Source organism: Rahnella aquatilis CIP 78.65 = ATCC 33071, assembly GCF_000241955.1.
Classification (GTDB): domain Bacteria; phylum Pseudomonadota; class Gammaproteobacteria; order Enterobacterales; family Enterobacteriaceae; genus Rahnella; species Rahnella aquatilis.
On the sequence record NC_016818.1, the window covers coordinates 170,072 to 193,719 of the forward strand.

At 52.2% G+C, this 23,648-nt stretch carries 22 protein-coding genes; 9 read left to right on the forward strand and 13 right to left on the reverse strand.

Going from position 1 to position 23,648, the window contains the following annotated elements; genetic code table 11:
- Positions 1–322: 322 nt before the first annotated feature.
- Positions 323–1,975 (forward strand): malate dehydrogenase (quinone), encoded by a 1,653-nt coding sequence (mqo, locus tag RAHAQ2_RS00770; protein WP_014333427.1) that lies wholly within the window; start codon positions 323–325, stop codon positions 1,973–1,975.
- A gap of 513 nt (positions 1,976–2,488) precedes the next feature.
- Here the strand turns inward: mqo and cytX are convergent.
- The gene (gene cytX / locus RAHAQ2_RS00775; RefSeq protein ID WP_014333428.1) at positions 2,489–3,742 is read right to left on the reverse strand and encodes a putative hydroxymethylpyrimidine transporter CytX; all 1,254 of its coding nucleotides are present in this window, start codon (positions 3,740–3,742) and stop codon (positions 2,489–2,491) included.
- 424 nt (positions 3,743–4,166) lie between these two features.
- Between cytX and RAHAQ2_RS00780 the strand changes: the two genes are divergently transcribed.
- Positions 4,167–5,204, forward strand: a complete 1,038-nt coding sequence (locus tag RAHAQ2_RS00780; protein WP_014333430.1) for a virulence RhuM family protein — start codon at positions 4,167–4,169, stop codon at positions 5,202–5,204.
- Positions 5,205–5,222: 18 nt separating this feature from the next.
- On the opposite strand, the gene RAHAQ2_RS00785 is transcribed toward RAHAQ2_RS00780, so the two are convergent.
- Positions 5,223–5,879: a Qnr family pentapeptide repeat protein gene (locus tag RAHAQ2_RS00785; RefSeq protein WP_014333431.1), complete on the reverse strand. Its 657-nt coding sequence runs from the start codon at positions 5,877–5,879 to the stop codon at positions 5,223–5,225.
- Positions 5,880–6,074: 195 nt separating this feature from the next.
- Between RAHAQ2_RS00785 and RAHAQ2_RS00790 the strand changes: the two genes are divergently transcribed.
- From RAHAQ2_RS00790 to RAHAQ2_RS25425, 4 genes are all read left to right on the forward strand, one after another.
- Complete coding sequence (locus RAHAQ2_RS00790; protein ID WP_014333432.1) at positions 6,075–7,004, forward strand: hypothetical protein; 930 nt, start codon at positions 6,075–6,077, stop codon at positions 7,002–7,004.
- 158 nt (positions 7,005–7,162) lie between these two features.
- Positions 7,163–9,322, forward strand: a complete 2,160-nt coding sequence (gene dcp / locus RAHAQ2_RS00795) for a peptidyl-dipeptidase Dcp (protein ID WP_014333433.1) — start codon at positions 7,163–7,165, stop codon at positions 9,320–9,322.
- Between the two features lie 138 nt (positions 9,323–9,460).
- Positions 9,461–10,531 carry a bifunctional transcriptional activator/DNA repair enzyme AdaA gene (locus tag RAHAQ2_RS00800; RefSeq protein WP_238532051.1) on the forward strand — a complete coding sequence of 357 codons (1,071 nt, stop codon included), beginning with the start codon at positions 9,461–9,463 and terminating at the stop codon, positions 10,529–10,531.
- A 72-nt stretch (positions 10,532–10,603) separates the two neighbouring features.
- Entirely contained in the window at positions 10,604–10,729 is a 126-nt protein-coding gene (locus RAHAQ2_RS25425) for an isocitrate lyase/phosphoenolpyruvate mutase family protein (protein WP_238532052.1), read from the forward strand.
- Here RAHAQ2_RS25425 and RAHAQ2_RS00805 read toward each other — a convergent pair.
- Complete coding sequence (locus RAHAQ2_RS00805) at positions 10,701–11,915, reverse strand: MFS transporter (protein WP_014333435.1); 1,215 nt, start codon at positions 11,913–11,915, stop codon at positions 10,701–10,703. The two genes, RAHAQ2_RS25425 and RAHAQ2_RS00805, sit on opposite strands and share 29 nt — an antisense overlap.
- Positions 11,916–12,047: 132 nt before the next feature.
- On the reverse strand, positions 12,048–12,749 hold the full coding sequence (locus tag RAHAQ2_RS00810; protein ID WP_014333436.1) for a TetR/AcrR family transcriptional regulator: 702 nt from the start codon (positions 12,747–12,749) through the stop codon (positions 12,048–12,050).
- Positions 12,750–12,833: 84 nt separating this feature from the next.
- On the opposite strand from RAHAQ2_RS00810, the gene RAHAQ2_RS00815 reads away from it, so the two are divergent.
- Entirely contained in the window at positions 12,834–14,333 is a 1,500-nt protein-coding gene (locus RAHAQ2_RS00815; protein WP_014333437.1) for an MDR family MFS transporter, read from the forward strand.
- Positions 14,334–14,435: 102 nt separating this feature from the next.
- Positions 14,436–16,289 (forward strand): ABC transporter ATP-binding protein, encoded by a 1,854-nt coding sequence (locus RAHAQ2_RS00820; protein WP_014333438.1) that lies wholly within the window; start codon positions 14,436–14,438, stop codon positions 16,287–16,289.
- A gap of 9 nt (positions 16,290–16,298) precedes the next feature.
- Here the strand turns inward: RAHAQ2_RS00820 and RAHAQ2_RS00825 are convergent, their stop codons facing one another.
- Positions 16,299–17,426, reverse strand: coding sequence for a GNAT family N-acetyltransferase (locus tag RAHAQ2_RS00825; protein ID WP_014333439.1), 1,128 nt, complete (start codon positions 17,424–17,426; stop codon positions 16,299–16,301).
- A gap of 183 nt (positions 17,427–17,609) precedes the next feature.
- Entirely contained in the window at positions 17,610–18,245 is a 636-nt protein-coding gene (locus RAHAQ2_RS00830) for a carbonic anhydrase (protein WP_014333440.1), read from the reverse strand.
- Between the two features lie 220 nt (positions 18,246–18,465).
- On the opposite strand from RAHAQ2_RS00830, the gene msrA reads away from it, so the two are divergent.
- Positions 18,466–19,008 (forward strand): peptide-methionine (S)-S-oxide reductase MsrA, encoded by a 543-nt coding sequence (gene msrA, locus RAHAQ2_RS00835; RefSeq protein WP_013573501.1) that lies wholly within the window; start codon positions 18,466–18,468, stop codon positions 19,006–19,008.
- Between the two features lie 70 nt (positions 19,009–19,078).
- Here the strand turns inward: msrA and RAHAQ2_RS00840 are convergent, their stop codons facing one another.
- From RAHAQ2_RS00840 to RAHAQ2_RS00870, 7 genes are all read right to left on the reverse strand, one after another.
- On the reverse strand, positions 19,079–19,261 hold the full coding sequence (locus RAHAQ2_RS00840) for a 4-oxalocrotonate tautomerase (RefSeq protein WP_013573502.1): 183 nt from the start codon (positions 19,259–19,261) through the stop codon (positions 19,079–19,081).
- Between the two features lie 119 nt (positions 19,262–19,380).
- Positions 19,381–19,698 carry a hypothetical protein gene (locus RAHAQ2_RS00845; protein ID WP_014333441.1) on the reverse strand — a complete coding sequence of 106 codons (318 nt, stop codon included), beginning with the start codon at positions 19,696–19,698 and terminating at the stop codon, positions 19,381–19,383.
- A gap of 21 nt (positions 19,699–19,719) precedes the next feature.
- The gene (locus RAHAQ2_RS00850; protein WP_014333442.1) at positions 19,720–20,985 is read right to left on the reverse strand and encodes a PTS sugar transporter subunit IIC; all 1,266 of its coding nucleotides are present in this window, start codon (positions 20,983–20,985) and stop codon (positions 19,720–19,722) included.
- Between the two features lie 72 nt (positions 20,986–21,057).
- Positions 21,058–21,360, reverse strand: coding sequence for a PTS sugar transporter subunit IIB (locus RAHAQ2_RS00855; protein ID WP_014333443.1), 303 nt, complete (start codon positions 21,358–21,360; stop codon positions 21,058–21,060).
- Between the two features lie 65 nt (positions 21,361–21,425).
- Entirely contained in the window at positions 21,426–21,869 is a 444-nt protein-coding gene (locus RAHAQ2_RS00860) for a PTS sugar transporter subunit IIA (RefSeq protein WP_014333444.1), read from the reverse strand.
- Between the two features lie 206 nt (positions 21,870–22,075).
- Positions 22,076–22,672, reverse strand: coding sequence for a P-loop nucleotide/nucleoside kinase family protein (locus RAHAQ2_RS00865; protein ID WP_014333445.1), 597 nt, complete (start codon positions 22,670–22,672; stop codon positions 22,076–22,078).
- Positions 22,665–23,600, reverse strand: coding sequence for a tagatose-bisphosphate aldolase (locus RAHAQ2_RS00870; protein WP_014333446.1), 936 nt, complete (start codon positions 23,598–23,600; stop codon positions 22,665–22,667). Before RAHAQ2_RS00870 ends, RAHAQ2_RS00865 begins: the two co-directional genes overlap by 8 nt.
- Between the last annotated feature and the right edge of the window lie 48 nt (positions 23,601–23,648).

The following is a 23,648-nucleotide window of genomic DNA, read 5'->3' on the forward strand; positions in this document are numbered from 1 at the left end:
TTTTTGATATTCCGCGACGCCAAACCCGATTTAGCACGAATAGCGCGTTCTTTGACCGCCAGAAAACCGCCCTGAATTGCCTTGCCAATCCCTTCAAATCCAGATGTGACGCGGCCTGAAGCGTTGTCCGATATCCCGTTTGCCTGTTTTGTTGAAACGTTAAATCCTTTTTTAAATTTTGTATTGATAATGTTATATTCTTAGCCATCATTTGAAAAAATGAAGTTTCAGTAACGATCCCGCGTGTTTTTTTGCTAATTTCTTGTTCGATTGTCACAACAACGATTCATAACAGAACTGAACATTTAGAGAAACAGACGTCATGAGAAAGATACTTGGTATGCTTCTCAACCGTGACTCACTGGGTGCCAGCGAGCCTGCGGCCGCAGAAGACGAAAAATCCGTTGATGTTTTGCTGGTCGGCGGCGGCATCATGAGTGCTACCCTGGGGACCTATCTCCAGGAACTCGAGCCGGACTGGTCGGTCCATATGATCGAACGCATGGATAGTGTGGCGCAGGAAAGCTCCAACGGCTGGAATAACGCCGGTACCGGCCATTCCGCACTGGCAGAAATGAACTATACCCCGCTGATGCCCGACGGTTCTGTCGATATCACCAAGGCCGTGGCGATCAACGAAGCCTTCCAGGTTTCCCGTCAGTTTATGGCGTATCAGGTGCAGAAAGGTGTGCTGAATAATCCGCGCTCGTTCATCAACAGCGTGCCGCACATGAGCTTTGTCTGGGGCGATGAGAATATCGATTTCCTGCGCAAACGTTTTGCTGCGTTGCAGGAAAGCACGCTGTTCCGCGGGATGGAATATTCGGAAGACCCGGAACAAATCAGACAATGGATCCCGGCAGTCATGGATGGCCGGGATCCGAAGCAGAAAGTTGCCGCAACCCGCACCACAGCAGGTACGGACGTGAACTTCGGCGAAGTGACCCGTCAGCTGGTTGAGGCGTTGCAGAAAAAATCCAATTTCACGCTGGCAAATGGTCAGGAAGTGCGCGATATCCAGCGCAATCCGGATAAAAGCTGGCGTGTCACCATTACCGACCTGAAACACAGCCACAAGCATCGCGTGGTGAACGCGAAATTCGTGTTCATCGGTGCAGGCGGTGCGTCCCTGACGCTGCTGCAAAAATCCGGCATTCCGGAAGCGCGTGAATACGGCGGTTTCCCGGTCGGCGGTGAATTCCTGGTGACAGAAAATCAGGATGTGGTGAAACGCCATCTGGCGAAGGTGTACGGCAAAGCAGCCGTGGGCGCGCCACCGATGTCCGTTCCGCATCTCGACACCCGTATTATCGATGGTAAACAGGTTCTGCTGTTCGGGCCGTTCGCCACCTTCTCCAGTAAGTTCCTGAAAAACGGTTCCCTTTGGGACCTGTTTGGCAGTGTGAACAGTTCCAACCTGTTGCCGATGACGCATGTCGGTATGGGTAACTTTGATCTGGTGAAATATCTGGTCGGGCAGGTGATGCTCAGCGATGAAGACCGTCATGCCGCGCTGAAGGAATTTTTCCCCGAAGCCGAGCAGAAAGACTGGAAACGCTGGGTGGCCGGACAACGTGTGCAGGTCATCAAAAAAGATGGCAAACACGGCGGCGTATTGCGTCTGGGCACTGAAGTAGTGAGCGCAAAAGATGGCAGTATTGCGGCGTTGCTGGGTGCATCACCGGGCGCGTCAACCGCCGCACCGATCATGATGAAACTGCTGGAAACCGTCTTTAAGGAGCGCGCAGCCAGTGCAGAATGGCAGGCCAAATTCCGGGAAATCATCCCGTCTTACGGCACCAAACTGAATGGCAATATCGAAGCGACCGAGAAAGAGTTGCTGGAAACCAGCCGCATTCTGCAACTGGAAACGCCGTCGATGATCACAACACCGGTAGCCGATGTGGTTCAGTTGCGCCCGCTGGATGTTCAGGCAAAACAAGAGCCGAAACATCCTGCGGATATTGCTTTGTAATTTCCCGATTTCAGGCACAAAAAAACCGCTTTAGAGAGCGGTTTTTTTATTGGTGATTTAGTTAGCGCTAAACCAACCTTTTAAAACAAGCGGGAACGAGCAACCCCAACGAAAAGAACTGTACATGATTCACCCGAAACGAACAAGCTGAGTGATAACAAAATTGACTTACTTTTTATATGGTCTTAGTGCTAGTCTGCGCGCGGAGCTAGTTTCGCCTGTTTAGCGACAGGTCACCGGGCTCAGGAAATAGCACTTAAGTACCGCGGGGACGAGCAACCTCAACACTGCTTGTCCTTCTCCTGTCGGTCCCGGTGCTTATGGGTGAAACGCGGCTATAAAAGGCCGTAACAATGAAAAAGTGTATATACGCACTGATCGTTGTGCTGGGTTCTTTGATGACGTCTGAGAATGATGGGTGGAACGTTAACGTTTCTCATATCAATATTAACGTCAACATGGGGTCTGGTTTGTAGCAGTAGAGAAACCGCCCTTCGGGGCGGTTTTTTTATCTCAGGCTTTACGCCCTAATCCCCAGCACACCAGCCCCGCCACCAGCAGTGAAGGTATAGTCGCGCCGATATCCGGCAGCAGGTTTGCCATCAGATGATAAACCGCAATGCCAGTAAACCAGGCCGCAACAGAACGGATATTCAGATTCTCGTGGCTCTGCCTGCGCAGAACAAAATGATGCGTCAGCACCACACCGAACAGCGGCGCAAACACGGAGCCAATCAGCAGCAGGAAGTTTTCGTATTGCGTCAGCGGAACGGCCCAGGCGATCAGCGTACACAGCAGGCCGATACCCAGCGTCAGTTTGCCGACGCTGACCGGCAGGGAAGTCCCCGCCGACACCGCCGCCGAGTGAATATCCGCAAAGGCATTTTCATGCTCCTCCACCAGAATCAGCAGCAGTGGAATACCCAGCGCAACGCCTGAGAGCGCCAGCAGTAGCGCATTGGCATCTGCCGATGTGCTGACAAACGCCAGCGTATAAGCGACACCGAGTGACATCATCCACACGCTGCCGAGGAAGTATCCGCAGGCCGTTCCCCAGAAGTTTTGCCGCGCCGATTTGCCAAAACGGGTGTAATCCGACACCAGCGGCAACCACGAAAATGCCATCGACACCACGATGTCACAGGCCAGCGCGAACGGCATCGAACCGTCCCCGGCTTTATGCCACAGTGTGGATAACCCGGCGTGCAGGAACAGATAACCGGTCAGCCACGCACAGCTCGCCAGCAACAGCCAGATCCCCCAGCGGCGCAGCACCAGACGGATAAATGCCAGCGGCCCGCTGGCTGCCAGCAAGGTGGCAACGACGCCGAAGGTAAACGTCCACAGTGTCGGGTTCGCCCAAAAACTGCCGTCACCCCAGACGCGTTTCGCCAGCAGACTGGCGGCATCGCGCATCACCACAATTTCAAACGCGCCCCAGCCGATCAGCTGGATCAGATTAAACAGCACCGGCAGCGCCACACCACGTTTGCCCAGACTCAGCTTCAGCGACGCCATTGATGACATGCCTGTCTGCCCGCCGGTCACCCCGACCAGGGCCAGCAGCGCAACGCCGACGGCAGACCCCAGCACAATGGCTGCCAGCGAGCCCGCCAGTCCGAGGCCCGGAGCCAGAATCGCCCCAGCCTGCAACACCATCAGGCCCATACCGAGTGAGAACCACAGCGAGAATAAATCAGACCAGCCCAGCACCCGTGATTTTTCCGGCACAGAGACCTGAGGAGAATAAATACTATTATCTTTCATAAGGTTAATTTCGTGGCTAAAGCGAAGGTCTGTTATAGCATAGTGCGGTGAGATCCTGATGAAGGGCGGGGGAGAAGCGCACTTTTCGGCGGGGCGTGAGGATTTCAGACACAAAAAAACCGCTTCAGAGAGCGGTTATTTTGTCGAGGAAGTTCAGTTAGCGCTAAGCTTTCTCAATTTTCATTTGCTTAAAATAAGCGGGACAAGCAGCCCAGACTGAGAATGATGGATGGAGCATTAATGTTTCTCATATCAATATCAACGTCAATATTGGCCCGGTTTTATAGCAGTAAATGAACCGCCCTTCGGGGCGGTTTCATGCGAGGGTTAGATTAACCGCTATTTTTGCAGTCCGGGGAAACAGGTAGAATAAATCCATTGTTTGCTGAATCAACGCCCGTGCTGGCTGAAGGAGTAAGTACCGATGGATGAACACATTACGCCTCTGGCGCCGGAAGGTGAGTTTGTTCTGTTTCGGACTAAGGATGGACAGTTTCAGGTTGAGTGTCGGTTTGAGTCGGAGACTTTGTGGTTGTCTCAGGCTGCGATGTCAGTGCTTTATCAGGTAACTCCGCAGGCGATTACCCAGCACATTAAAGCGATCTACGCTGAAGGTGAACTCATTCAAAGTTCAACCTGTAAGGATTACTTACAAGTTCAAACTGAAGGTAAAAGAGAGATAAACCGCCAAATTCGGCATTACAATTTATCGGTTATTCTTGCGGTCGGATATCGCGTCCGCTCTGCCCGTGGTACGCAATTCCGTCAGTGGGCGACACAAACCCTGCAAGAATATGTCATTAAAGGGTTTGTCATGGACGATCCACGACTGAAAAATCCGCCAGTGGGTCAGTCAGTCGTGCCGGATTATTTCGACGAAATGTTGGAGCGCATCCGGGATATACGTGCCAGCGAACGCCGTATTTATCTTCGTATCAAAGATATTTTTGCGATGGCGGCGGATTATCGGCCCACAGATAAAGATACCGCGCGTTTCTTTCAGGCAATCCAGAATAAGTTGCATTTTGCCTGCACCGGCCTTACAGCGGCGGAAATTATCGCTCAGCGCGCGGATGCCAGCCAGCCGGATATGGGACTGACCAGTTTCAAATATGATCAGGTGCGTAAGACTGATACGACGATTGCGAAAAATTACTTACGCGAAGAAGAAATTGATCAACTGAATCGCATTATTTCAATGTGGCTGGATTACGCAGAAGATCAGACTAAGCGCCGCCAGCAGATATTCTTAAAAAGCTGGGAGGATAAACTTGAGCAATTTCTCAATTTCAATGAGTTTGACGTTTTGCAGGGCAGCGGTAAAACCAGCAAAAAAGAAGCGGATGAAAAAGCCTGCCAGCAATATGAGAAATTCGCTGAACAGCGTCGCAAGCTGAAAGAGGCCGAAGGCGAAAAAAGTAATATTGAGGCGCTTTGCACTCTCGCACAGAAAAAACGTTAACTGCTCTTTCAAATCCCGTCATTTCGAATGAATGACAATCACACCCAATTTCTCCAGCAGATGACTCTGTTGCCAGTCATCGATTTTCACGCCATCCAGATCAACTTTACGGATATTCAGCTCGCCCAGATCTGAGTTCGTCAGGTCGCAATGGGTGATGTTGAGGTTGTTCCAGTCGAACTCGGTGAATTCGCCGCCGGAAAGATCGGAGCCGCTGAAGTTTGCGCCTTGCACATTGGCACCCGTCCAGCGGTTTTCCCACAGTTCACATTTCTCCAGAATAACTTTGCTGAAGTTCGCATAACTGAAGTTATTTTTAGTCATGAACGCGCTGCAAAACCAGGTGCGCGCGGTGATCATATTCATAAAGCTGGCACCGCTGAAATCTGCGCCGGTGGCTTTGCATTCGCGGATTTCACAGCCCAGCGCCTGAACGTTTTTAAAATCAGCCATCGTCAGATCACAGCGTTTGAAGCTGGCATCCTGCAATTTGGCATGCTGGAAAGAGCAGCCTTTTTGCTCTTCATCATCGTAAAACAGACAATCGACAAACGCGGTTTCCGACAGATCGGTGCTGTCGAAACGGCAGCGATAAAAGCGGCAGTTTTCCAGTGTTTCACCGGTAAATTGCCTGGCGCTAAAACGTTGGTCTGTAAAGAGTTGATTGGTGAACATATCAATCCCTATAATTATTATTTCAGTTATGAGTAAGTTATCAGAAGTGCAGAGCCTCGTATAATAATTTTATCCCGGCGTAACCCGATTTATTATTGTTATGCTTTAGGTGTGATTAATTATTAAGTAAGTGGTTGAACAGGTTTTTTTATTCTACAGTGATCATTGTTTTTATTTAATATGGAATGTTAATATATGTTTGAGCCTAATAAAAAAGTTCTTACAAAGAATGAAGCAGGAAAACGAATTTTACACAACATGCGTAATAAATGGGCTACGCAGGTGAATGATATTATGACAGCAAAGGGAATAATATGGGATCCCGGTAAGAAAAAAATAGATGATTATTCCTTGCACAATTATCATGTGTTACGCATTGCATTGGGTAAACTGACCCGTCAGGAGCAGAATTTTTTCAATGTTCTGACGCAGGCACCTTTTTATGCTGTTCACTGTACGGATTCATTTGATGTGGTTAATAAGGGTAGCGATCTGACCTTATATTCCAGAAAGAATTTAATTTCCAAAGGGATCCGGTTTAATGAAGATAACACTCAGCCTGTTGATATTTCTATGCTGGGAAATGATGGTTATGTGTTTTTTTCTTTGGAAATTGGATTGCCATTACTCAAAACCTCAAGTCGTTTTGGCAGTATATTTTATAAAGTAGCCTATTCTCATTCTGTTTTCCGAAACTCATCAATGGTATTAACGGATCAGGTCGCTCTGGTAATACCGAGATGCCATATTCCCGAGCTGAGCAGAGAGGCTGTCAGAATATTAGAAACCCGGGAGTTTAACCGTCACGCGATAATTTTTAATGGGAAAATGTTCTCTGTTTTAGGGCTGGCTTATTCTATTATTCTCGCTAACAGAAGTTTACCGCCGGCAGATCAGCAAGTCATTCTTTCTGCCCGTAATGACACCCAACTGTCTAACATCGTGAACAGTTTTTACCGGCCTGAAATTCGCGTTCCGAAAATGGTGTCCCTCAAATCGGATGAATACTCAATAAATATGGATCATTACAAACCACGAGTCATGAGTTCAGGTGAAAGTGATGATGGCTGGTCAGGGATGGACTCCTCTGGTTCGGGGTCAGATTACTCAGACACTGAAGACTGATAGCCCGTTGTCTTTTGAGTCTGGGGTGGGGGACTCATTACAAACTTATTGGCGCAGAATGAAATTGTCTGAAAATTGCATCCCTACAATTTTGCCCAATTCCCCGCCTGTTACTATGCTGAAAGACTTAAAGGAACTCAGGTAAAGGAAAATCCAAAATGCGTATTTCTCCTCTTTTTCTGGCTATTACTTTGGCATGCAGCCAATACGCGGTCGGTGCAGAACCCACATCTGCACCAGCATTAACGCAGGAGCACGTCATGAATCACGCAATCAATGCAGATAACCCATTTCTGAAACCCAGCCCGCTGGAATATCAGGCACCGCAATTTAATCTCTATAAAGACAGCGATTATGAACCGGCGATCCTCGAAGGCATCCGCCAGAAACTGGCTGAAGTCGATAAAATTGCCAGCGACAGTGCACCGCCAACCTTTGAAAATACCTATGTGGCGCTGGAAAAATCCGGCGTCATGCTACAACGCGTACAGAATGTTTTTGGTGCGATGACCGGTGCGAACACCAACGATACGCTGCAAAAAATTGACGAAGATACCTCGCCAAAACTGGCGGCGATGGATGACAGCATTCATCTCAACAGCAAGCTGTTTGCGCGGCTGAAAGCGGTCTATGACCAGCGCAGCAGCCTGAAAATTTCCCCGGAATCACAGCGCCTGATTGAGGTAACTTTTAAGGATTTCGAACTGGCAGGTGCCAATCTTTCTGATGCCGATAAAGACAAACTCAGGGCGCTGAACCAGCAGGCCGCGACGCTCAGCACGCAGTTCACTAATAAATTGCTGGCCGCCACCAAAGCGGGCGGGCTGACGGTGAAAGATAAAGCGCAGCTCGCCGGGCTGAGTGATGCCGAATTATCGGCAGCCGCGCAGGCCGCCAAAGATCGCAAACTGGATAACGCCTGGCTGCTGGTGCTGCAAAACACCACCCAGCAGCCGTTGTTACAGTCGCTGGATGACCGTGAAGCGCGCAAGGCGCTGTATGAGGCCTCGATCAATCGCGCTGAAAAAGGCGATGCCAATGACACCCGCGAACTGATCGCGAAGCTGGCAAAAGTGCGTGCGGAACAGGCCCGTGTACTGGGCTTCCCGAGCTATGCGGCATGGAAGCTGGAAGACCAGATGGCGAAAACGCCTAAGGCGGCTCTGGATTTCATGCATAAAATTGTCCCGGCAGCGACCGCCCGCGCCGGGCGTGAGGCCGCTGACATTCAGGCAGAAATCGATAAACAGAACGGCGGCTTCAAAGTGGCCGCCTGGGACTGGCAGCATTACGCGCAGCAGGTGCGCAAAGAGAAATATGATCTGGACGACGCGCAGATCAAACCCTATTTCGAGCTGAATAATGTGCTGGAAAACGGTGTATTTTATGCCGCTAACCTGCTGTACGGCATCACTTTTAAAGAACGTAAAGACCTGCCGGTGTATAACCCTGATGTGCGGGTTTTTGAAGTATTCGATAAGGACGGCAAATCGATGGCGTTGTTCTACGCCGATTATTATCAGCGCGATAATAAAGGCGGTGGCGCATGGATGAGCAATTATGTCGATCAGTCGAAACTGCTGGGTAACAAGCCGGTGATTTATAATGTGGCGAATTTCCAGAAACCGGCTGCGGGGCAACCGGCGTTGCTGTCGTGGGATGACGTGATCACCCTGTTCCACGAGTTTGGTCACACGCTGCACGGCCTGTTTGCCGATCAGGAATACCCAGGCCTTTCCGGTACCGCGACGCCGCGTGATTTTGTCGAATTCCCGTCGCAGTTTAACGAGCACTGGGCGAGTGACCCGAAAGTGTTTACTCATTTTGCGAAACATTATAAAACCGGTGAAGTGATGCCGCAGGCCTTGCAGGACAAAATCGAGAAAGCCAGCAAGTTCAACAAAGGTTATGACATGACCGAACTGCTGGCGGCTGCGTTACTGGATATGCACTGGCACAGCCTGGGCGCGGACGCACCGCAGCAGGATGTCGATAAGTTCGAAGCGGAGTCGCTGGCGAAAGATAAAGTGAATCTGGCGTATGTGCCGCCGCGCTACCGTTCCAGCTATTTCCAGCACATCTGGGGTAACGGTTATGCAGCGGGATATTACGCTTATCTGTGGACCGAAATGCTGGCCGACGATGCCTTTGCGGGCATTACCGAACAGGGCGGGCTGACGCGGGAGAACGGTCAGAAATTCCGTGATCAGATCCTCTCGCGCGGCAACAGCGAAGATCTCGAAAAACTCTATGAAACCTGGCGCGGCAAAGCACCGTCGATTGAGCCGATGCTGAAAAACCGCGGGCTGGAGGAGTAAAAATAGCCGTGCCCGGTATCCTGCCGGGCACGGATACTCTTGTCGGAAAGGATTAACGGAAATAGTTAAAATCAACGCCCGAAAAACGTCGCTTCTCCCGCTGAAATTCCCCTATGCTTTTCCTCACGTATCCAGCCTGTGAGTAAAATCATGCTGTTCGATTTGCCTGACGATGATGTTCTTTATGCTGCGCTGATTGCCCGTGACCCGGCTTACGACGGCTTTGCTTTTGTCGGCGTCAAAAGCACCGGTATTTTCTGCCGTCTGACTTGTCCGGCACGAAAACCTAAACGTGAGAATTCAGTATTTTATCCGTCGATAGTCAGCGCGATGGAGGCCGGGTTTCGCCCGTGTAAACGCTGCCAGCCGCTGATGCAGGGCGGAGAAAAAGACCCGCTGGTACTGAAATTGCTGGCTGCGCTGGAAAACGAGCCGGGCAGAAAGTGGAGCGAGGGCGATGTACAGGCGATGAACGTTGATCCTTCCACCGTCCGCCGGGCTTTTAAGCGACAGTTTGGCATCACCTTTCTGGAAATGGCGCGTTTGCGGCGGATCGGCAAGGGCATTGATGCGCTTGCCAAGGGTGAAGCCGTGATTGAGGCGCAACTGGATGCCAGTTTTGAATCTGGCAGCGGATTCCGTGCAGCGCTTACCCGGCAAATCGGCAGTAATCCCAGCCAGGTCAGAAAGCATCAGTTTCTGAAAGCAGACTGGCTGGATACGCCGATCGGTTCCATGCTGGCGATTGCCAGTCGCGACGCGCTGTATCTGCTGGAGTTTATTGATCGTCCGGCATTACCCAATGAAATTGAGCGGCTGAAACTGCTCACGTCATCTGAAATTATTTTTGGACGAACGCCCCTGATTGATCAGGTTGAACAGGAGCTGACCGCCTATTTCGCGGGCGAAAAACATACGTTTGCCACACCGCTGGCAGAGTTTGGTTCGTTATTTACCCGCAAAGTCTGGGATGCACTCAGGGCGATTCCGGCAGGTGAGCTGCGCAGTTATTCCGCGCTGGCGGCGGATATCGGGCAGGCAACGGCTTCCCGCGCGGTAGCCCGTGCCAACGGCGCTAATCAGATTTCAATCCTGATCCCTTGTCATCGCGTCATCGGTGCTGATGGATCGCTTACCGGTTACGGCGGCGGATTATGGCGCAAGCGGTGGCTGATTGAACACGAACGAAGAATGGCGCTGAGCCGTTAAACGAGGAGCAGGCAGGAGCAAAAGCCATCGCGACCGGAAGCTGGTCATGTGCGGCGGCGCAGGGTTATCAGGATGGTGAACCTGACACCGCCGCTGGCCGGACTCACGGCGGCGGGTGTCAGCCGGATAAGCTATGGTCCGCATCCTTATATCGGGCTGATGGACACCCTCAGATTGCAGGCGGGCGCGTTGTATTAGCCGCCAGCCGGTGCCCCATCCAGAAGAACACCAGGCCGCCAACCGAGGCGGCGATCAGTGCGATAAACATTACCGGCGGGGCGGTGTAACTGAGCAGAAAACCGCACATGACCGGGTTTATCGCGCCACCCAGATTGCTCAGGTTCTGCATGCCGTAATAGCTGCCCTTCATATTTTCCGGTGCGATAAAGTCGATAAACATATATTCCACCGGGATAACAATCAGTTCGCCAAAGCTGAAAATCGCCATCGCGATCACCCAGAACAGCACCGATTGTCCGGCGGTCATAAAGCCGATCAGGCCGATGATGAAGAAAATGGTGCCGAGCAGCAGCCATTTCAGCAGGCTGTTTTGTTTCATCCGGCTGCTTAAGACGTACTGGAAGGCGATAACAATCACGGCGTTGGTGATCATCACCGCGCCGATGATTTTGTAGGCAAAATCGGCGTTTGACACCAGAATCAGATACTGCGACAGATAACCGGCAAATTGCCCGAACACCACCGAACCCAGCGTACTGCCCAGCGTGAAGTAAATCAGGCGGCGGTCATGGGCCAGAATGCTCAGTGTCTGACGGAGGTTCGGTTTCGGCAGCGGTTTCTGTTCCTGTTCTGTTTGCGGCGGCTGATGCGGGATATTGCGCAATCCCCAGGTGAGGGAAATCACGGTGCTGAGTGCCAGCATGCCGGAAATCATGAACGGCAGCAGCGGGCTGAAGCCCGCCAGCCACACGCCAAGCGACGAGCCCACCGCCCAGCCGACATTCACCAGCGTATAGTTCATCGAAAATGCCTTCACCCTTTTTTCTACCGGCAACCAGCTGGCGATACAGGCTTTGAGCGTGATACTGAGCAGGGCGTAAGAGGCATTGAGCAGCGCCAGAACCAGCAGCACGCCGGTCACATTTGGCAGAAACGGCAGCAGTAAAAAGCTCAGTCCGAACAGGCTGATTGAGACGGTAATCAGCGTCCGGTGATGGAATTTATCCACCAGATAGCCGCCGTACAGACTACTGAGAATGCCGATCGCCAGACTGGCACCGAGAATAATCCCGACGCTTTTGGGCAGCAGATGATAGTGCTCAGTCAGATAAATAGTGATAAACGGCAGTGTGACGCCACGTCCGATAGTCAGCACTAACGAACTGGCGAGTAAGGCGAGGATTAACGGTGGCATTCCCTTCATATTGAACGGCATTCCCTGATTAACAGCAACACTTTTGTTACATCATAAAGGAGTCCGCGCAGTATTTTTCATTACAAAAAAGAGGGTTTTAAGAGAGTTGCGCGGCGGTACCCGCGCTGGCCGGGGATCCGCTTACGGCTTCTGCGGTGCAACGCCGTGGAACAGCAAAAGGGCGACGTGTTTGCGCAGCATATCGGGGGAAATCGGCGAGGCGCCTTCCTGTCTCATTTTCATTGAGGCCATCGGGAACAGCGTCAGGCCGAACAGGGAAATGAACAGCAATGCCGGATTGAGATCCGGATTCAGTTTGCCTTCGGCCTGCCAGCGGGTAATGCATTCCTGCACGATTTTGCGGTTCCTGTCACCGTTACGTTCTTCCATGCGTTTTTTCAGCATACCGCTTTCGCTGATGACTTCGCGCACCCACAGCGGTGCCACCCAAGGGTATTTTTCTGCCGCATCAATCATGCACTGCGCCATGTTAGTGATCGCCATCAGCGGGTCATCGGCGTGCGTTTGGAAAATGTCCGTAAATCCGGCGCGGACCGGCTGAAAACGTTCGTCGATCATCACGTCCAGCAGATGTTCACGGGTCCTGAAATAGTAATGCAGCATGGCGGTCGTGACGCCTGCTTCTTTGGCGATCATGCTCAGTGGCGTTTCGGCGATGCCGTATTGGGCAAACAGTTTCAGGGCCGTGTCCAGCAGCAGTTCGCGCTTATCCGCGCCTTTTTTGGCACTGTGAGGGCGACCCGGACGACGCGCGGGCGTGGTGGCTTGCGTTTGATCCTTTTGTGCGGATCCAGCCATATCTGAGATTTTTCTGTCTGCCATAAGAAGGGTGATCCATTGACCAGATGAATTTGATGCTTCAATATTAATTATACAGTTAATTAATTACAAGTCAGGATGTCATTCATGACGACAATAAATTCGGCACAGAGCGATGCGGCGGAGCACAAGCCATCAATAAAGCTGCTGTTCTCCGCGCTGCTGCTGGTGATGCTGCTGGCCGCACTCGACCAGACGATAGTGGCCACCGCGCTGCCGACCATCGTCAGTGAACTCGGCGGGCTGGATCAGCTCTCGTGGGTGGTGACCTCATATCTGCTGGCCTCGACGATTGTGGTGCCGCTGTACGGTAAGTTTGGTGATCTGCTCGGCCGCAAAATTGTGCTGCAAACGGCGATCATCGTGTTTCTGCTCGGTTCGGTATTGTGCGGACTGGCGCAAAACATGACGCAGTTGATCCTGATGCGTGCCTTACAGGGGCTTGGCGGCGGCGGGCTGATGGTGGTCAGCATGGCGGCGGTCGGTGATGTGATTCCGCCATCAGAACGCGGGAAATATCAGGGGCTGTTCGGCGGGGTATTTGGTCTGGCGACCGTCATCGGCCCGCTGATCGGCGGTTTTCTGGTTGAGCATATTTCATGGCGCTGGATTTTCTACATCAATCTGCCGCTGGGGATTTTCGCCCTGCTGGTGATTGGTGTGGCGCTAAAATCGCAGACTGCGCGTATCCGCCATGAAATCGATTTTCTCGGCGCGGGTTATCTCGCGGCGGCGCTGACCTGCATCATCTTGTTCACCAGCGAAGGCGGCACGGTGTATCAGTGGTCGGATCCGCAACTGTGGTGCATTCTGGCGTTCGGGCTGGTGACCCTTGGTGGCTTTATTTATGAAGAGACGCTGGCGGCCGAGCCGATCATTCCGCTGGGTTTGTTCCGCGACCGCACGTTCCTGCTGAGTTGTGCGATCAGCTTTATTATCGGGATGTCTCTGATGGGGTCGATGACCTTCCTGCCGCTGTATTTGCAGGTGGTGAAAGGCTCGTCACCGTCAGAAGCCGGGATGCAACTGCTGCCGCTGATGGGGGCACTGCTGGTCAGTTCGATTATCAGCGGGCGGCTGATCAGCCATTTCGGGCGTTACCGCATCTTCCCGATTATCGGAACATTACTGAGTTTTGCCGGTATGGTGCTGCTGGGCTTTCTGAAAGTCAGCACGCCGGTGCATATGTTGTATCTCTACATCGGTGTACTTGGCCTCGGGCTGGGGATGGTGATGCAGGTGCTGGTGCTGGCGGTGCAAAATGCGGTATCGATGAAACAGATGGGCGTGGCCACCTCCGGGGTGACGCTGTTCCGTTCGATTGGCGGTTCGATTGGCGTGGCGATGTTTGGCGCGATTTTCACTCACGTGCTGCATGATCAACTGGTGGTGCTGATCCCCGAAGGCACGGTGCTTCCGCGTTCGCTGGGTGCGCAGGCGGTGCAGGAATTACCGGCCGACATCCGTACTGATTATTTGCAGGCCTTTGGTTCGGCGCTGCACTCGGTATATCTGATTGCCGCGTGCGTGATGCTGCTGGCGTTTGTCCTGTCGCTGTTGCAAAAAGATGCGGTGCTGAAGAAATAACCGGCCGCAATCCCGGCGATTTGCACTAAGCTTTGCCCTTTACGGCGTTGAAATGGCATGGAAACCAGCAGCGCCGACAGGGATATCATCAAGGGGATCGCTATGCTGTTTCGCCGTTTCGAGCGAATGATCGACATCTTCCGTGAGGCACCGGCCGCTGAGCCGCCGGATCAGGTTCTGCCTTTCTATCTTTATTATCTGCGCCAGGTCTGGCCGAGTTTCGCCATTTTACTGGTGGTGGGGTTGATCGGCGCGCTGATTGAAGTCTCGCTGTTCAGCTATCTCAGCCAGATTATCGACCTGACCAAAGACACACCGCCGGGCAGTTTTTTCACCGACCATCGGGGCGAGCTTTTATGGATGGCGGCGGTGGCGATGATCCTGCGGCCGGTGTTTATCGGGCTGCATGATTTGCTGGTTCACCAGACCATCAGTCCCGGTATGACCAGCATGATCCGCTGGCAGAACCACAAATACGTCCTCAAACAGAGCCTGAACTTTTTCCAGAGCGATTTCGCCGGACGTATTGCCCAGCGCATTATGCAGACCGGTAGCTCGCTGCGCGATTCTGCGGTGCAGGCGGTGGACGCCATCTGGCACGTGGTCATTTACGCCGCCAGTGCGCTGTTCCTGTTTGCCGAGGCGGACTGGCGGCTGATGATCCCGCTGATTATCTGGATTTTCGGCTACGGTATCTGTCTGCGCTATTTCGTGCCGCGCGTGAAACAACGCTCGGTGCAGTCATCGGAAGCGCGTTCAAAACTGATGGGCTGCATCGTCGACGGTTACACCAACATCACGACGCTGAAGCTGTTTGCGCATACCGATCTCGAGCAGAAATATGCACGCGAAGCCATTACCGAACAGACCGAGAAAACCCAACTGGCCGGGCGTCTGGTCACCGGCATGGACGTGTCGGTCACCACGCTGAACGGATTGCTGATTGTCAGCACCACCGGTCTGGCCTTGTGGTTGTGGACACAGTCGCTGATAAGCGTCGGGGCTATCGCCCTGGCGACGGGTCTGGTTATTCGTATCGTGAATATGTCAGGTTGGATCATGTGGGTGGTGAACGGTATTTTCGAAAATATCGGCATGGTGCAGGATGGCCTGCATACCATTGCGCGGCCGCTGACGGTCACGGATATCCCGCAGGCGAAAGCGCTGAAAGTGGATCAGGGGGCGATCCACTTTGATCATATCGATTTTAACTACGGTAAAGAAAATCACGGTAAAGAGAATGGCGGCAGAGTGATCCCGAATCTGGATCTGGCGATCCGCCCCGGCGAGAAGATCGGCCTGATCGGGCCTTCCGGCGCAGGGAAATCCACGCTGGTAAATCTGCTGCTGCGCCTGTATGACATCGACGGTGGCCGCATTCTGATTGATCAGCAGAATATCGCCGAGGTCACCCAGGAAAGCCTGCGCGCGCAAATTGGCATGATCACGCAGGACACCTCGCTGCTGCACCGTTCAATCCGCGATAACCTGCTGTACGGCAGGCCGGGGGCGACAGAAGAGGAGTTGCAACTGGCCATCCGTCAGGCGCGTGCCGATGAATTTATTCCGCAGCTTTATGATTCCCTGGGCAGAACCGGTCTGGATGCGCATGTCGGTGAGCGTGGCGTCAAACTCTCCGGCGGCCAGCGTCAGCGTATTGCGATTGCCCGCGTGTTACTGAAAAACGCACCGGTTCTGATCATGGATGAAGCCACGTCGGCGCTGGATTCCGAAGTGGAAGCGGCGATTCAGGAAAGTCTGGAAACCCTGATGGGCGGCAAAACGGTGATTGCCATTGCACACCGCTTATCGACGATTGCCAAAATGGACCGTCTTGTCGTGCTGGAAAAAGGCCAGATTGTCGAGACGGGCAATCATGCCGAACTGCTGGCGCACGGCGGGCTTTATGCGCGCTTGTGGCAACACCAGACCGGCGGATTTGTCGGCATGGATTAAGGCCCGCACTTAACAGACGTCGTGCCGGTAGGGCAGCACTTGGCGGGCTTCGTCCGCCCAGCGCTGCACGGCGGCACGTTCTTCCACCAGAAAATCTTCCACGGCGTCACGCAACCCCGGATGGCGTAAATAGTGCCAGGAGTCGGTGATCACCGGCTCAAAACCGCGCAGCAGTTTGTGTTCCCCTTGTGCTCCCGCATCGAAGCGCGCCAGCCCGCTGGCAATCGCGTATGCCATGCCCTGATAGAAACAGGTCTCAAAATGCAGCCGGTCGAATTCCGCCACGCATCCCCAGTAGCGGCCATAAAATGTATCCCCACTGATTAAGCTGAACGCCATCGCTACGTCGCGACCGTTAAGCTGTGCGAATACCACGCGGATCGCCTCCGGCATTCTTTCCGCCAGCAGGCTGAAGAAAGCGCGGGTCAGATACGGTGACTGACCGCGAATGTGATAGGTGTTGCTGTAGCAGGCATACACAAAATCCCATTGTGCTTCAGTCAACTGCGCGCCTTCCAGCCAGACAAAATCAATTCCCTGCGCGGCCACCTGTTCGCGCTCTTTGCGAAACTGTTTACGCTTGCGCGACGTCAGCGCGTCGAGGTAATCCTGAAAATCGCGATAACCCCGGTTTTGCCAGTGATATTGCAGGCCCTGCCGGTGCTGCCAGACGGCTTCATGACCCATCAGCCGGTTGGCGCGCTCGTCGGTAAAATTGATGTGCGCGCCGGTCAGGCCGTTCTCTTGCAGATAATCCGGCAATGCCTGCAACAGGCGGATCGCAGCAGACTCCTCGCCCAGCAGCCGCGCGCCGGTCACCGGGCTGAAGGGCACTGCACCCAGCCATTTCGGGTAATAGGCAATGCCTGAACGCTGACAGGCATCTGCCCAGCCCTGATCAAACACGTATTCACCATAAGAATGGCGTTTGCGATAGCCGGGAATGGCGGCGCGGATTTCCCCGTTTTCCTGCCAGAGAAGATGCTGCGGACGCCAGCCGGAATGCGGTCCCAGGCTGCCGCTGTCTTCCAGCGCGGATAAAAATGCATAGCTGAGGAAAGGCTGTTGCGCAGGCACCAGCGCATCCCACTGTGCGGCAGGACAATCGGCCAGACGGTTCAACGTGATAACAGGCATGAATTATTCTCGCGATGGCATTGAAGGAGAAAGCGGTTAAGTGTCGTTCAGGTGGGGAAATATTGTCGGCTGAAAGGTGCGGACGAAAATATAAATTCGTTTAACCCGCTGATTTATAAAACGGAACATTTTTGAAAATGTTCCGTTTTAAATGCCGGCAATCTGACATGCCGGCGTTTCTAATTAACTGGCTCTGACTTCAGGATTATCGGACAGCGAAATAAAGGCTCCGCTTTTTGCATCAAAGGCTTCGATACAACCTGATTCAATATCATAAACCCAGCCGTGCAGGGTAATTTCCCCTTTCGCCAGCGCGACCGCCACGCAAGGGTGTGTACGCAGGTTACTCAACTGGGCCACGACGTTCTGATGCACCATTCCGTTCACGCGGGCTTCCGGATTTTCGTGTTCGATGGATTCATTGATGGCTTTCGCGGCATCGGAATAACGCAGCCAGTGCGCGACTGCAGGCATGTGATCCAGACAGGTGCAGTTGGCAATCGCGCTCATCGCACCGCAGTTGGAGTGCCCGCAGATGACGATATCTTTCACGCCCAGCGCCATGACGGCGTATTCCACCGTAGCGGAAACGCCGCCCGGTTCCGGCCCGAATGGCGGCACGATATTACCGGCATTACGGATAACAAACAGTTCGCCCGGTTCCCGCTGTGTGACTAATTCCGGCACTAACCGGCTGTCAGAACAGGATATAAACAGGGTCTTCGGATTTTGGTTTAACGCGAGTTTTTTGAATAACTTAGAACGTTGTGGAAACGCCTCTTTCTGGAATCTGAGGAAACCTTCAATGACATCTTTCATAGGGGAATTCCATGTATTTCAATGCCAGTGAGTCTGCCACGAAAAAAAAGTCAGATCAATCAGACACAATATCAACACTATTTACAGGGAAATAAGCAGGCGCAAAATAATATAATTTACCGGCGATAAGCATTTCACATTCTGTTTTTTTAATGCCATACCTTTATCTCAGCTTTATCCGTCCCCATATTTCCTCTATCCCCTCAGTGAAGGAGTCTGTATGACAATCGAATACGCTATTTTCGGTGGCGGCTGTTTCTGGTGTACGGAAGCGGTGTTCAAAGACGTCATCGGCGTGGAGTCGGTGGAAAGTGTCTACACCGGCGGGCGTCGTCCGAATCCGAATTATGAGCAGGTTTGTACCGGCACGACCGGTCATGCGGAAGCCATCCGCGTAGGGTTTGACCCGGAAAAACTGACTTATGGTGATCTGCTGGATATCCACTTTGTGACGCACGATCCGACCCAGCTTAACCGCCAGGGAAATGACGTCGGCACGCAATACCGTTCGGCGATTTTCCCGGCTAACGAACAGCAAAAAGCCGAGGCAGAAGCGGCTATACTGCGCGCGCAGCATGACCACAGTGATCCCATTGTCACCAGCATCGAACCCCTCGGTGAAGTGTACGTGGCTGAAGGTTATCACCAGAATTACTGGGATGGTGCGGGGCAGCAGAACCGTTATTGCATGGCGGTGATCCCGCCGAAATTGCAAAAGTTGCGCAAGAGCTTTGCGCAGCGGACGAAATCGTTACAGCAGTAAAAACATCCTTATCCGTTGCTCAGCCAGCACATTCACTTTGTGCTGGCTGACAACGATTCATCTCCTCCTGTTATTCTTCCGGCAACACTCCCCCTTTTGCCCAATGTGATTTTGGTATTTCAGTGATCACCACATCCACACTTTCAGGTTTACATTTCAGGGTTTCTGCCGCCAGGCGGGTCACTTCGCGAACAAAGTCACGTTTTTGTTCAGGGGTACGGCCAGGAAACATTTCCAGACGGATCATCGGCATAGTAAATCCTTCGTTATTAGGCCCTCACGGCGGGGGCAAAATCTATTCTACGTAAGGATTGGGAAGAATAAAGATATGCAAAACAAAAGCCGGAACCTCTGTTCCGGCTTTTGAGTGCCTCAGAATCCGTAGCGGATGGCATCCTTACTTTGCTGCATCAGTGCATCGATTTTTTCAGAATACTGCTCCAGCCCTTTGCCGTCACCGGCTTCAGAGCACTGCCGTCGCCGGGCATTGTAGGCTTTCATCAGCTGTGCCTGGGCAAAGCCGGGTTTGCCGTAACAGGCCATGCTTTGCTCCCAGCAGGCAATGGCCGCGTCCAGATCCTGCTGTTCCTGATACTGTTTTCCCAGTTCATTAAGTGCTTTCGCTGACGCCTGTGGCGGCAACTGTTGCGCTAAAATTTGTCCGATGCGTGTGTCCAAACTTTTATCCATAAAGAAGGCCCTCCGGTTCGCTTAGTGGAAGAAGTTGAGAATGTGGCCGAATACCAGCCCGACGCTGATGACGTCTGAGTCACTGAACGTCACATTCGAGAAGCCAAACTTACCCAGCAGCGGCAGCAACAGCGCAGGCAGCAGGGTGATAAACAGGCCGTGGAAGATACCGCCGATAATTGCGCCGCGCCGTCCGCCGACGGCATTGCCGAAGATACCCGCTGTGCCACCCGCGAAGAAGTTGGTCAGCATGCCCGGTAAAATCATCGCCAGCCCGAGGCTCGGAAACAGGAACATGCCGATGACGGAACCAATGGTGGTGGAGATGAAGCCGATAATGACGGCGTTCGGTGCATACGGGAACAGCACCGGGCAATCGAGTGCCGGGATGGCGTTCGGCACGATGCGCAGGGCGATGCCGCGAAATGCCGGTACGATTTCTGCCAGCAACAGGCGGACACCCGACAGCAGAACGTAAACACCGACCACAAACTGAATGGATTGCAGGAACGAATAGACCAGATAGTTGACGTTACTGGCGTAAGGCGCGACGACTTCCGGCCCTGCGGCAATCGCCGGGATCAGGTAAATCGGGATCATCACCACCATCATCGACAGGTAGGTGTCCTGCAGAAAAGAGAAAGATTGCGGCAGCTCGAAATCTTCGGTGCTTTTACTGACATCGCCGGTGATTTTCGCCACGCCCGCCTGCACGATATAACCGATGGTGCAAAAATGGCCGAGTGCAATATCATCGGAACCGGTGATTTTACGCACGATCGGCTGAGCCAGCACCGGCATCCCGACGGCCATAATGCCCGCAATAATGCCGCCGGTCAGGATCAGCTCCGTACCGCGCAAACCGCCCATATACCCGATAACGGAACACACCGTGGCCATCCACAGGGAGGCCTGTCCGGTGAGAAAGATGTATTTGAAACGGGTCAGGCGGGCAATCAGGATATTGACGATAAACGCCAGAACCATAATTAATGCGGTTTCACGCCCGAGGGTTTGCTGAGCGATACCGGCAATTGAGCCGACGTCGGTAACAATCCCGCGCATATGAAACCCTTTCTGGAATATTTCCCCCAGAAAGGTCAGGGCATTAACTATAATGCTGGCACCGGAAAGCAGGACCAAAAAACCCAGCAGCGTTTTTAATGTGCCGGTAATAATTTGCCCAGTGCTTTTCTTTAAAGCGATCAGACCAATCATGGCGATCAGTGATATTAAAATTGATGCCTGGCCTAATACGTCATTGACAATAAAGTGAAGGAAAGACATAAGCGTCCCCTGTAGAGTTCACGGTAATTGTTCTGTCGATTTATAAGTGTTGTGAATTAAGTTGGCGTGTTATTACGTGGCCAGGTGTCCCATTTCCTGAAGAATGGGTGTCAGCTTGGTCTTTATTTCATTTTTATCTACCAGTCTTTTCAGGTAAATAATATTGGCGTTAATGCTGTAATGCTGGAATTGTGATCTGAAGTTTTCGCCGGTCATAATAATGTCGGCTCTTGAAGAGGTGGCGCTGGAAATATCACAATGTGATAAATCGGCTTCCACACCCAGATCCTTCAGTGCCGCTTCGATACTCATTTCACAGGCAAAACTGCTGCCCAGACCCGCACCGCATACCGCCAGGATTGATAGCTTTTTCATCATTTTTCCTTACGTTCTTTGTAGGTGTACATAAAGGGTTATGTTTATCTTTTTTCACTTCACGTCTAAAACTGCCGGATAATTTCTAATGCTTCCTGCTTGTTTTTACTGCGTTTTAATCGTTCCGCTGCCTCGTCATCGCAGAACAGATGGGAAAGGCTGGCAATCATTTCGATGTGCGAATGGCTGTCCACCGCGGCCAGCGCGAAGATAACGTAAACCGGATCATTACCTTCACTGCCAAACTCAACGCCTTCTGAAACAATGACCAGAGACAGTGCCGTCCGGTTAACCCCTTCTTCCGGCCGGGCGTGCGGCATGGCAATACCTTCGCCCAAAACATAATAAGGCCCGATTTCGCGGTGCATATCATATATAGCCTGAAGATAACGACTTTCCGCTGCGCCCGAATCAATTAATGGTTGCACGGCAAATGCCACGGCACTTTTCCAGTCATCTGTTTTGCTAATGATTTGCGTGTTATTTTCATTAATCCAGTCGCTTAACATAATACCTCTTCATATGAATAGGGTCTTTTCTCAGTATGATATTTAATTAAAATAAAAACTGTGATCTATCCAATCCTATTAGCCATCAATGAACGATAATAATTTCAAACAACCTGAAAGAATGAATGATAGTAGAGGCTTAACAAGATCCTGATATCAGAATTAACTTACTTTCTCAGTAAATGAATATTTCCTCCGGTCAGTATTTATTGAATTTGTGTGTTGAATGAATTCATTATCCACGTATGAATATCAACAATATTTACAGGCTTATTTTGTCCGATAACATTCTGATCAACAGAATAAACTGGCCCTGAGGTTATTGGTCGTGCATTTCCGGCGAGAATTTTTAATTCGGGAATATATTCTGCCCCGACATGGCCCGGTAAACGTTCGCCCAGTCGTGAGGAAAATCGTTCGGCCGCCAGTTCAGCATCAATCTGGCACCAGATTTCCACCACCTGCGTGACGCCCGCCCGTTGCAGATAATCCTGCAACACCTCTTGGGGCTGAAAACCAAACCACGCATCGACAATAAAGGTGCTGCCCTGCGGCGCGCCGCCGATGATGTCCCAGATAACCTGATAACTTGCCAGCCCGAGCACGCGGTTAAAAGGGCGGTCAACATTCTCTAATCGCTGAAGAAATGGATTTTTAATGCCATCAAGCGACAGTTGCAGCCAGCCGCTGTATGCAGAAAGCTCAACGGCGAGCCGGCTTTTACCTGACGCCGGGATCCCGTTCACCAGGATCACGCGTTTGCTGGTAAAGCCATTTCGTGAGGTGCTTCTGTTTTCAGACATGTTCCACCTGTTGTGTCTGGTTGTGTGACGGTGCATGGAAATGCTGTTCAATGACGGCCTGAAGTTCGTTCAGACGCGGTACCGCCAGCGATTCCAGACGGGATTTCGTCGCGTTGCGGTCCAGTGAGATGCAATCTTTCCACAATGAACGGCCCGCAATAACGCCTGATGCGCCTTCGCTCATGGCATCAGCCACTTGTTTGAGGAAGGTGGAATGGTCAACGCCCGCAGAAAGTACGGCCCACGGCACGTCGCCCGCGAGTTTCGTGATGTCGGCACAGGCTTGTTTTGAGCCAGGATAAGGCAGTTTCAACACCTTCGCGCCGCATTCCAGACAAATCTTCGTGCCGCCATAAATCAGAGACGGGACTTTTTCTTTATATTCTTCCCCGGTTTCGTTGTCGAGTTGATAGGTCAGGAACTCCACCACCAGCAGCAGGTCTTCGCGGGCGAAATCTTCAATGCACTGGCGCAGAATATCCATGTTATGACGGTTTGCCGCTTCCTGGTCTGAACGCAGATACACCATAATTTTGCCGCCGGTCGCGCCGAGTTCACGCACACGACGCGCATCGACATTCTCCACCAGCCGCGACAGACGGTAACCTTCCGGTGAAGTGTCCCAGCCTGACGCATCCAGGCCAATCAGCAGCGCGGTATCGCGGGCAATAATGCCGTTGTCCACCAGTTGCGGCACGGCACAGACCGGATCGACCAGTACGCAGGAGGCTTTGCTGGCAAGATATTGCGTGATGTCGGCTTTAATCAGCCCGAGTTCGTGTTCTGAAATGGCAGATTGTTGTTGCGGGTCGCTGGCGAGCAGGCTGCGCATGGCACCGCGCTGGTCACAGGCGATCACCATCATCGCGCCGTTTTTGCCGCAAATCTGCTGATAGCTGCGTAATTCTGACGTGGACATTTTTGACATGGAACTCTCCTTTGCGTGAAATTTATTACAGATTAAAAAATCTCGATT

Coding starts and splice junctions, on each gene's coding strand:
- mqo (WP_014333427.1), top strand. CDS start 323: ATGAGAAAGATACTTGGTATGCTTCTCAACCGTGACTCACTGGGTGCC.
- cytX (WP_014333428.1), bottom strand. CDS start 3,742: ATGAAAGATAATAGTATTTATTCTCCTCAGGTCTCTGTGCCGGAAAAA.
- RAHAQ2_RS00780 (WP_014333430.1), top strand. CDS start 4,167: ATGGATGAACACATTACGCCTCTGGCGCCGGAAGGTGAGTTTGTTCTG.
- RAHAQ2_RS00785 (WP_014333431.1), bottom strand. CDS start 5,879: ATGTTCACCAATCAACTCTTTACAGACCAACGTTTTAGCGCCAGGCAA.
- RAHAQ2_RS00790 (WP_014333432.1), top strand. CDS start 6,075: ATGTTTGAGCCTAATAAAAAAGTTCTTACAAAGAATGAAGCAGGAAAA.
- dcp (WP_014333433.1), top strand. CDS start 7,163: ATGCGTATTTCTCCTCTTTTTCTGGCTATTACTTTGGCATGCAGCCAA.
- RAHAQ2_RS25425 (WP_238532052.1), top strand. CDS start 10,604: ATGGTGAACCTGACACCGCCGCTGGCCGGACTCACGGCGGCGGGTGTC.
- RAHAQ2_RS00805 (WP_014333435.1), bottom strand. CDS start 11,915: ATGAAGGGAATGCCACCGTTAATCCTCGCCTTACTCGCCAGTTCGTTA.
- RAHAQ2_RS00810 (WP_014333436.1), bottom strand. CDS start 12,749: ATGGCAGACAGAAAAATCTCAGATATGGCTGGATCCGCACAAAAGGAT.
- RAHAQ2_RS00815 (WP_014333437.1), top strand. CDS start 12,834: ATGACGACAATAAATTCGGCACAGAGCGATGCGGCGGAGCACAAGCCA.
- RAHAQ2_RS00820 (WP_014333438.1), top strand. CDS start 14,436: ATGCTGTTTCGCCGTTTCGAGCGAATGATCGACATCTTCCGTGAGGCA.
- RAHAQ2_RS00825 (WP_014333439.1), bottom strand. CDS start 17,426: ATGCCTGTTATCACGTTGAACCGTCTGGCCGATTGTCCTGCCGCACAG.
- RAHAQ2_RS00830 (WP_014333440.1), bottom strand. CDS start 18,245: ATGAAAGATGTCATTGAAGGTTTCCTCAGATTCCAGAAAGAGGCGTTT.
- msrA (WP_013573501.1), top strand. CDS start 18,466: ATGACAATCGAATACGCTATTTTCGGTGGCGGCTGTTTCTGGTGTACG.
- RAHAQ2_RS00840 (WP_013573502.1), bottom strand. CDS start 19,261: ATGCCGATGATCCGTCTGGAAATGTTTCCTGGCCGTACCCCTGAACAA.
- RAHAQ2_RS00845 (WP_014333441.1), bottom strand. CDS start 19,698: ATGGATAAAAGTTTGGACACACGCATCGGACAAATTTTAGCGCAACAG.
- RAHAQ2_RS00850 (WP_014333442.1), bottom strand. CDS start 20,985: ATGTCTTTCCTTCACTTTATTGTCAATGACGTATTAGGCCAGGCATCA.
- RAHAQ2_RS00855 (WP_014333443.1), bottom strand. CDS start 21,360: ATGAAAAAGCTATCAATCCTGGCGGTATGCGGTGCGGGTCTGGGCAGC.
- RAHAQ2_RS00860 (WP_014333444.1), bottom strand. CDS start 21,869: ATGTTAAGCGACTGGATTAATGAAAATAACACGCAAATCATTAGCAAA.
- RAHAQ2_RS00865 (WP_014333445.1), bottom strand. CDS start 22,672: ATGTCTGAAAACAGAAGCACCTCACGAAATGGCTTTACCAGCAAACGC.
- RAHAQ2_RS00870 (WP_014333446.1), bottom strand. CDS start 23,600: ATGTCAAAAATGTCCACGTCAGAATTACGCAGCTATCAGCAGATTTGC.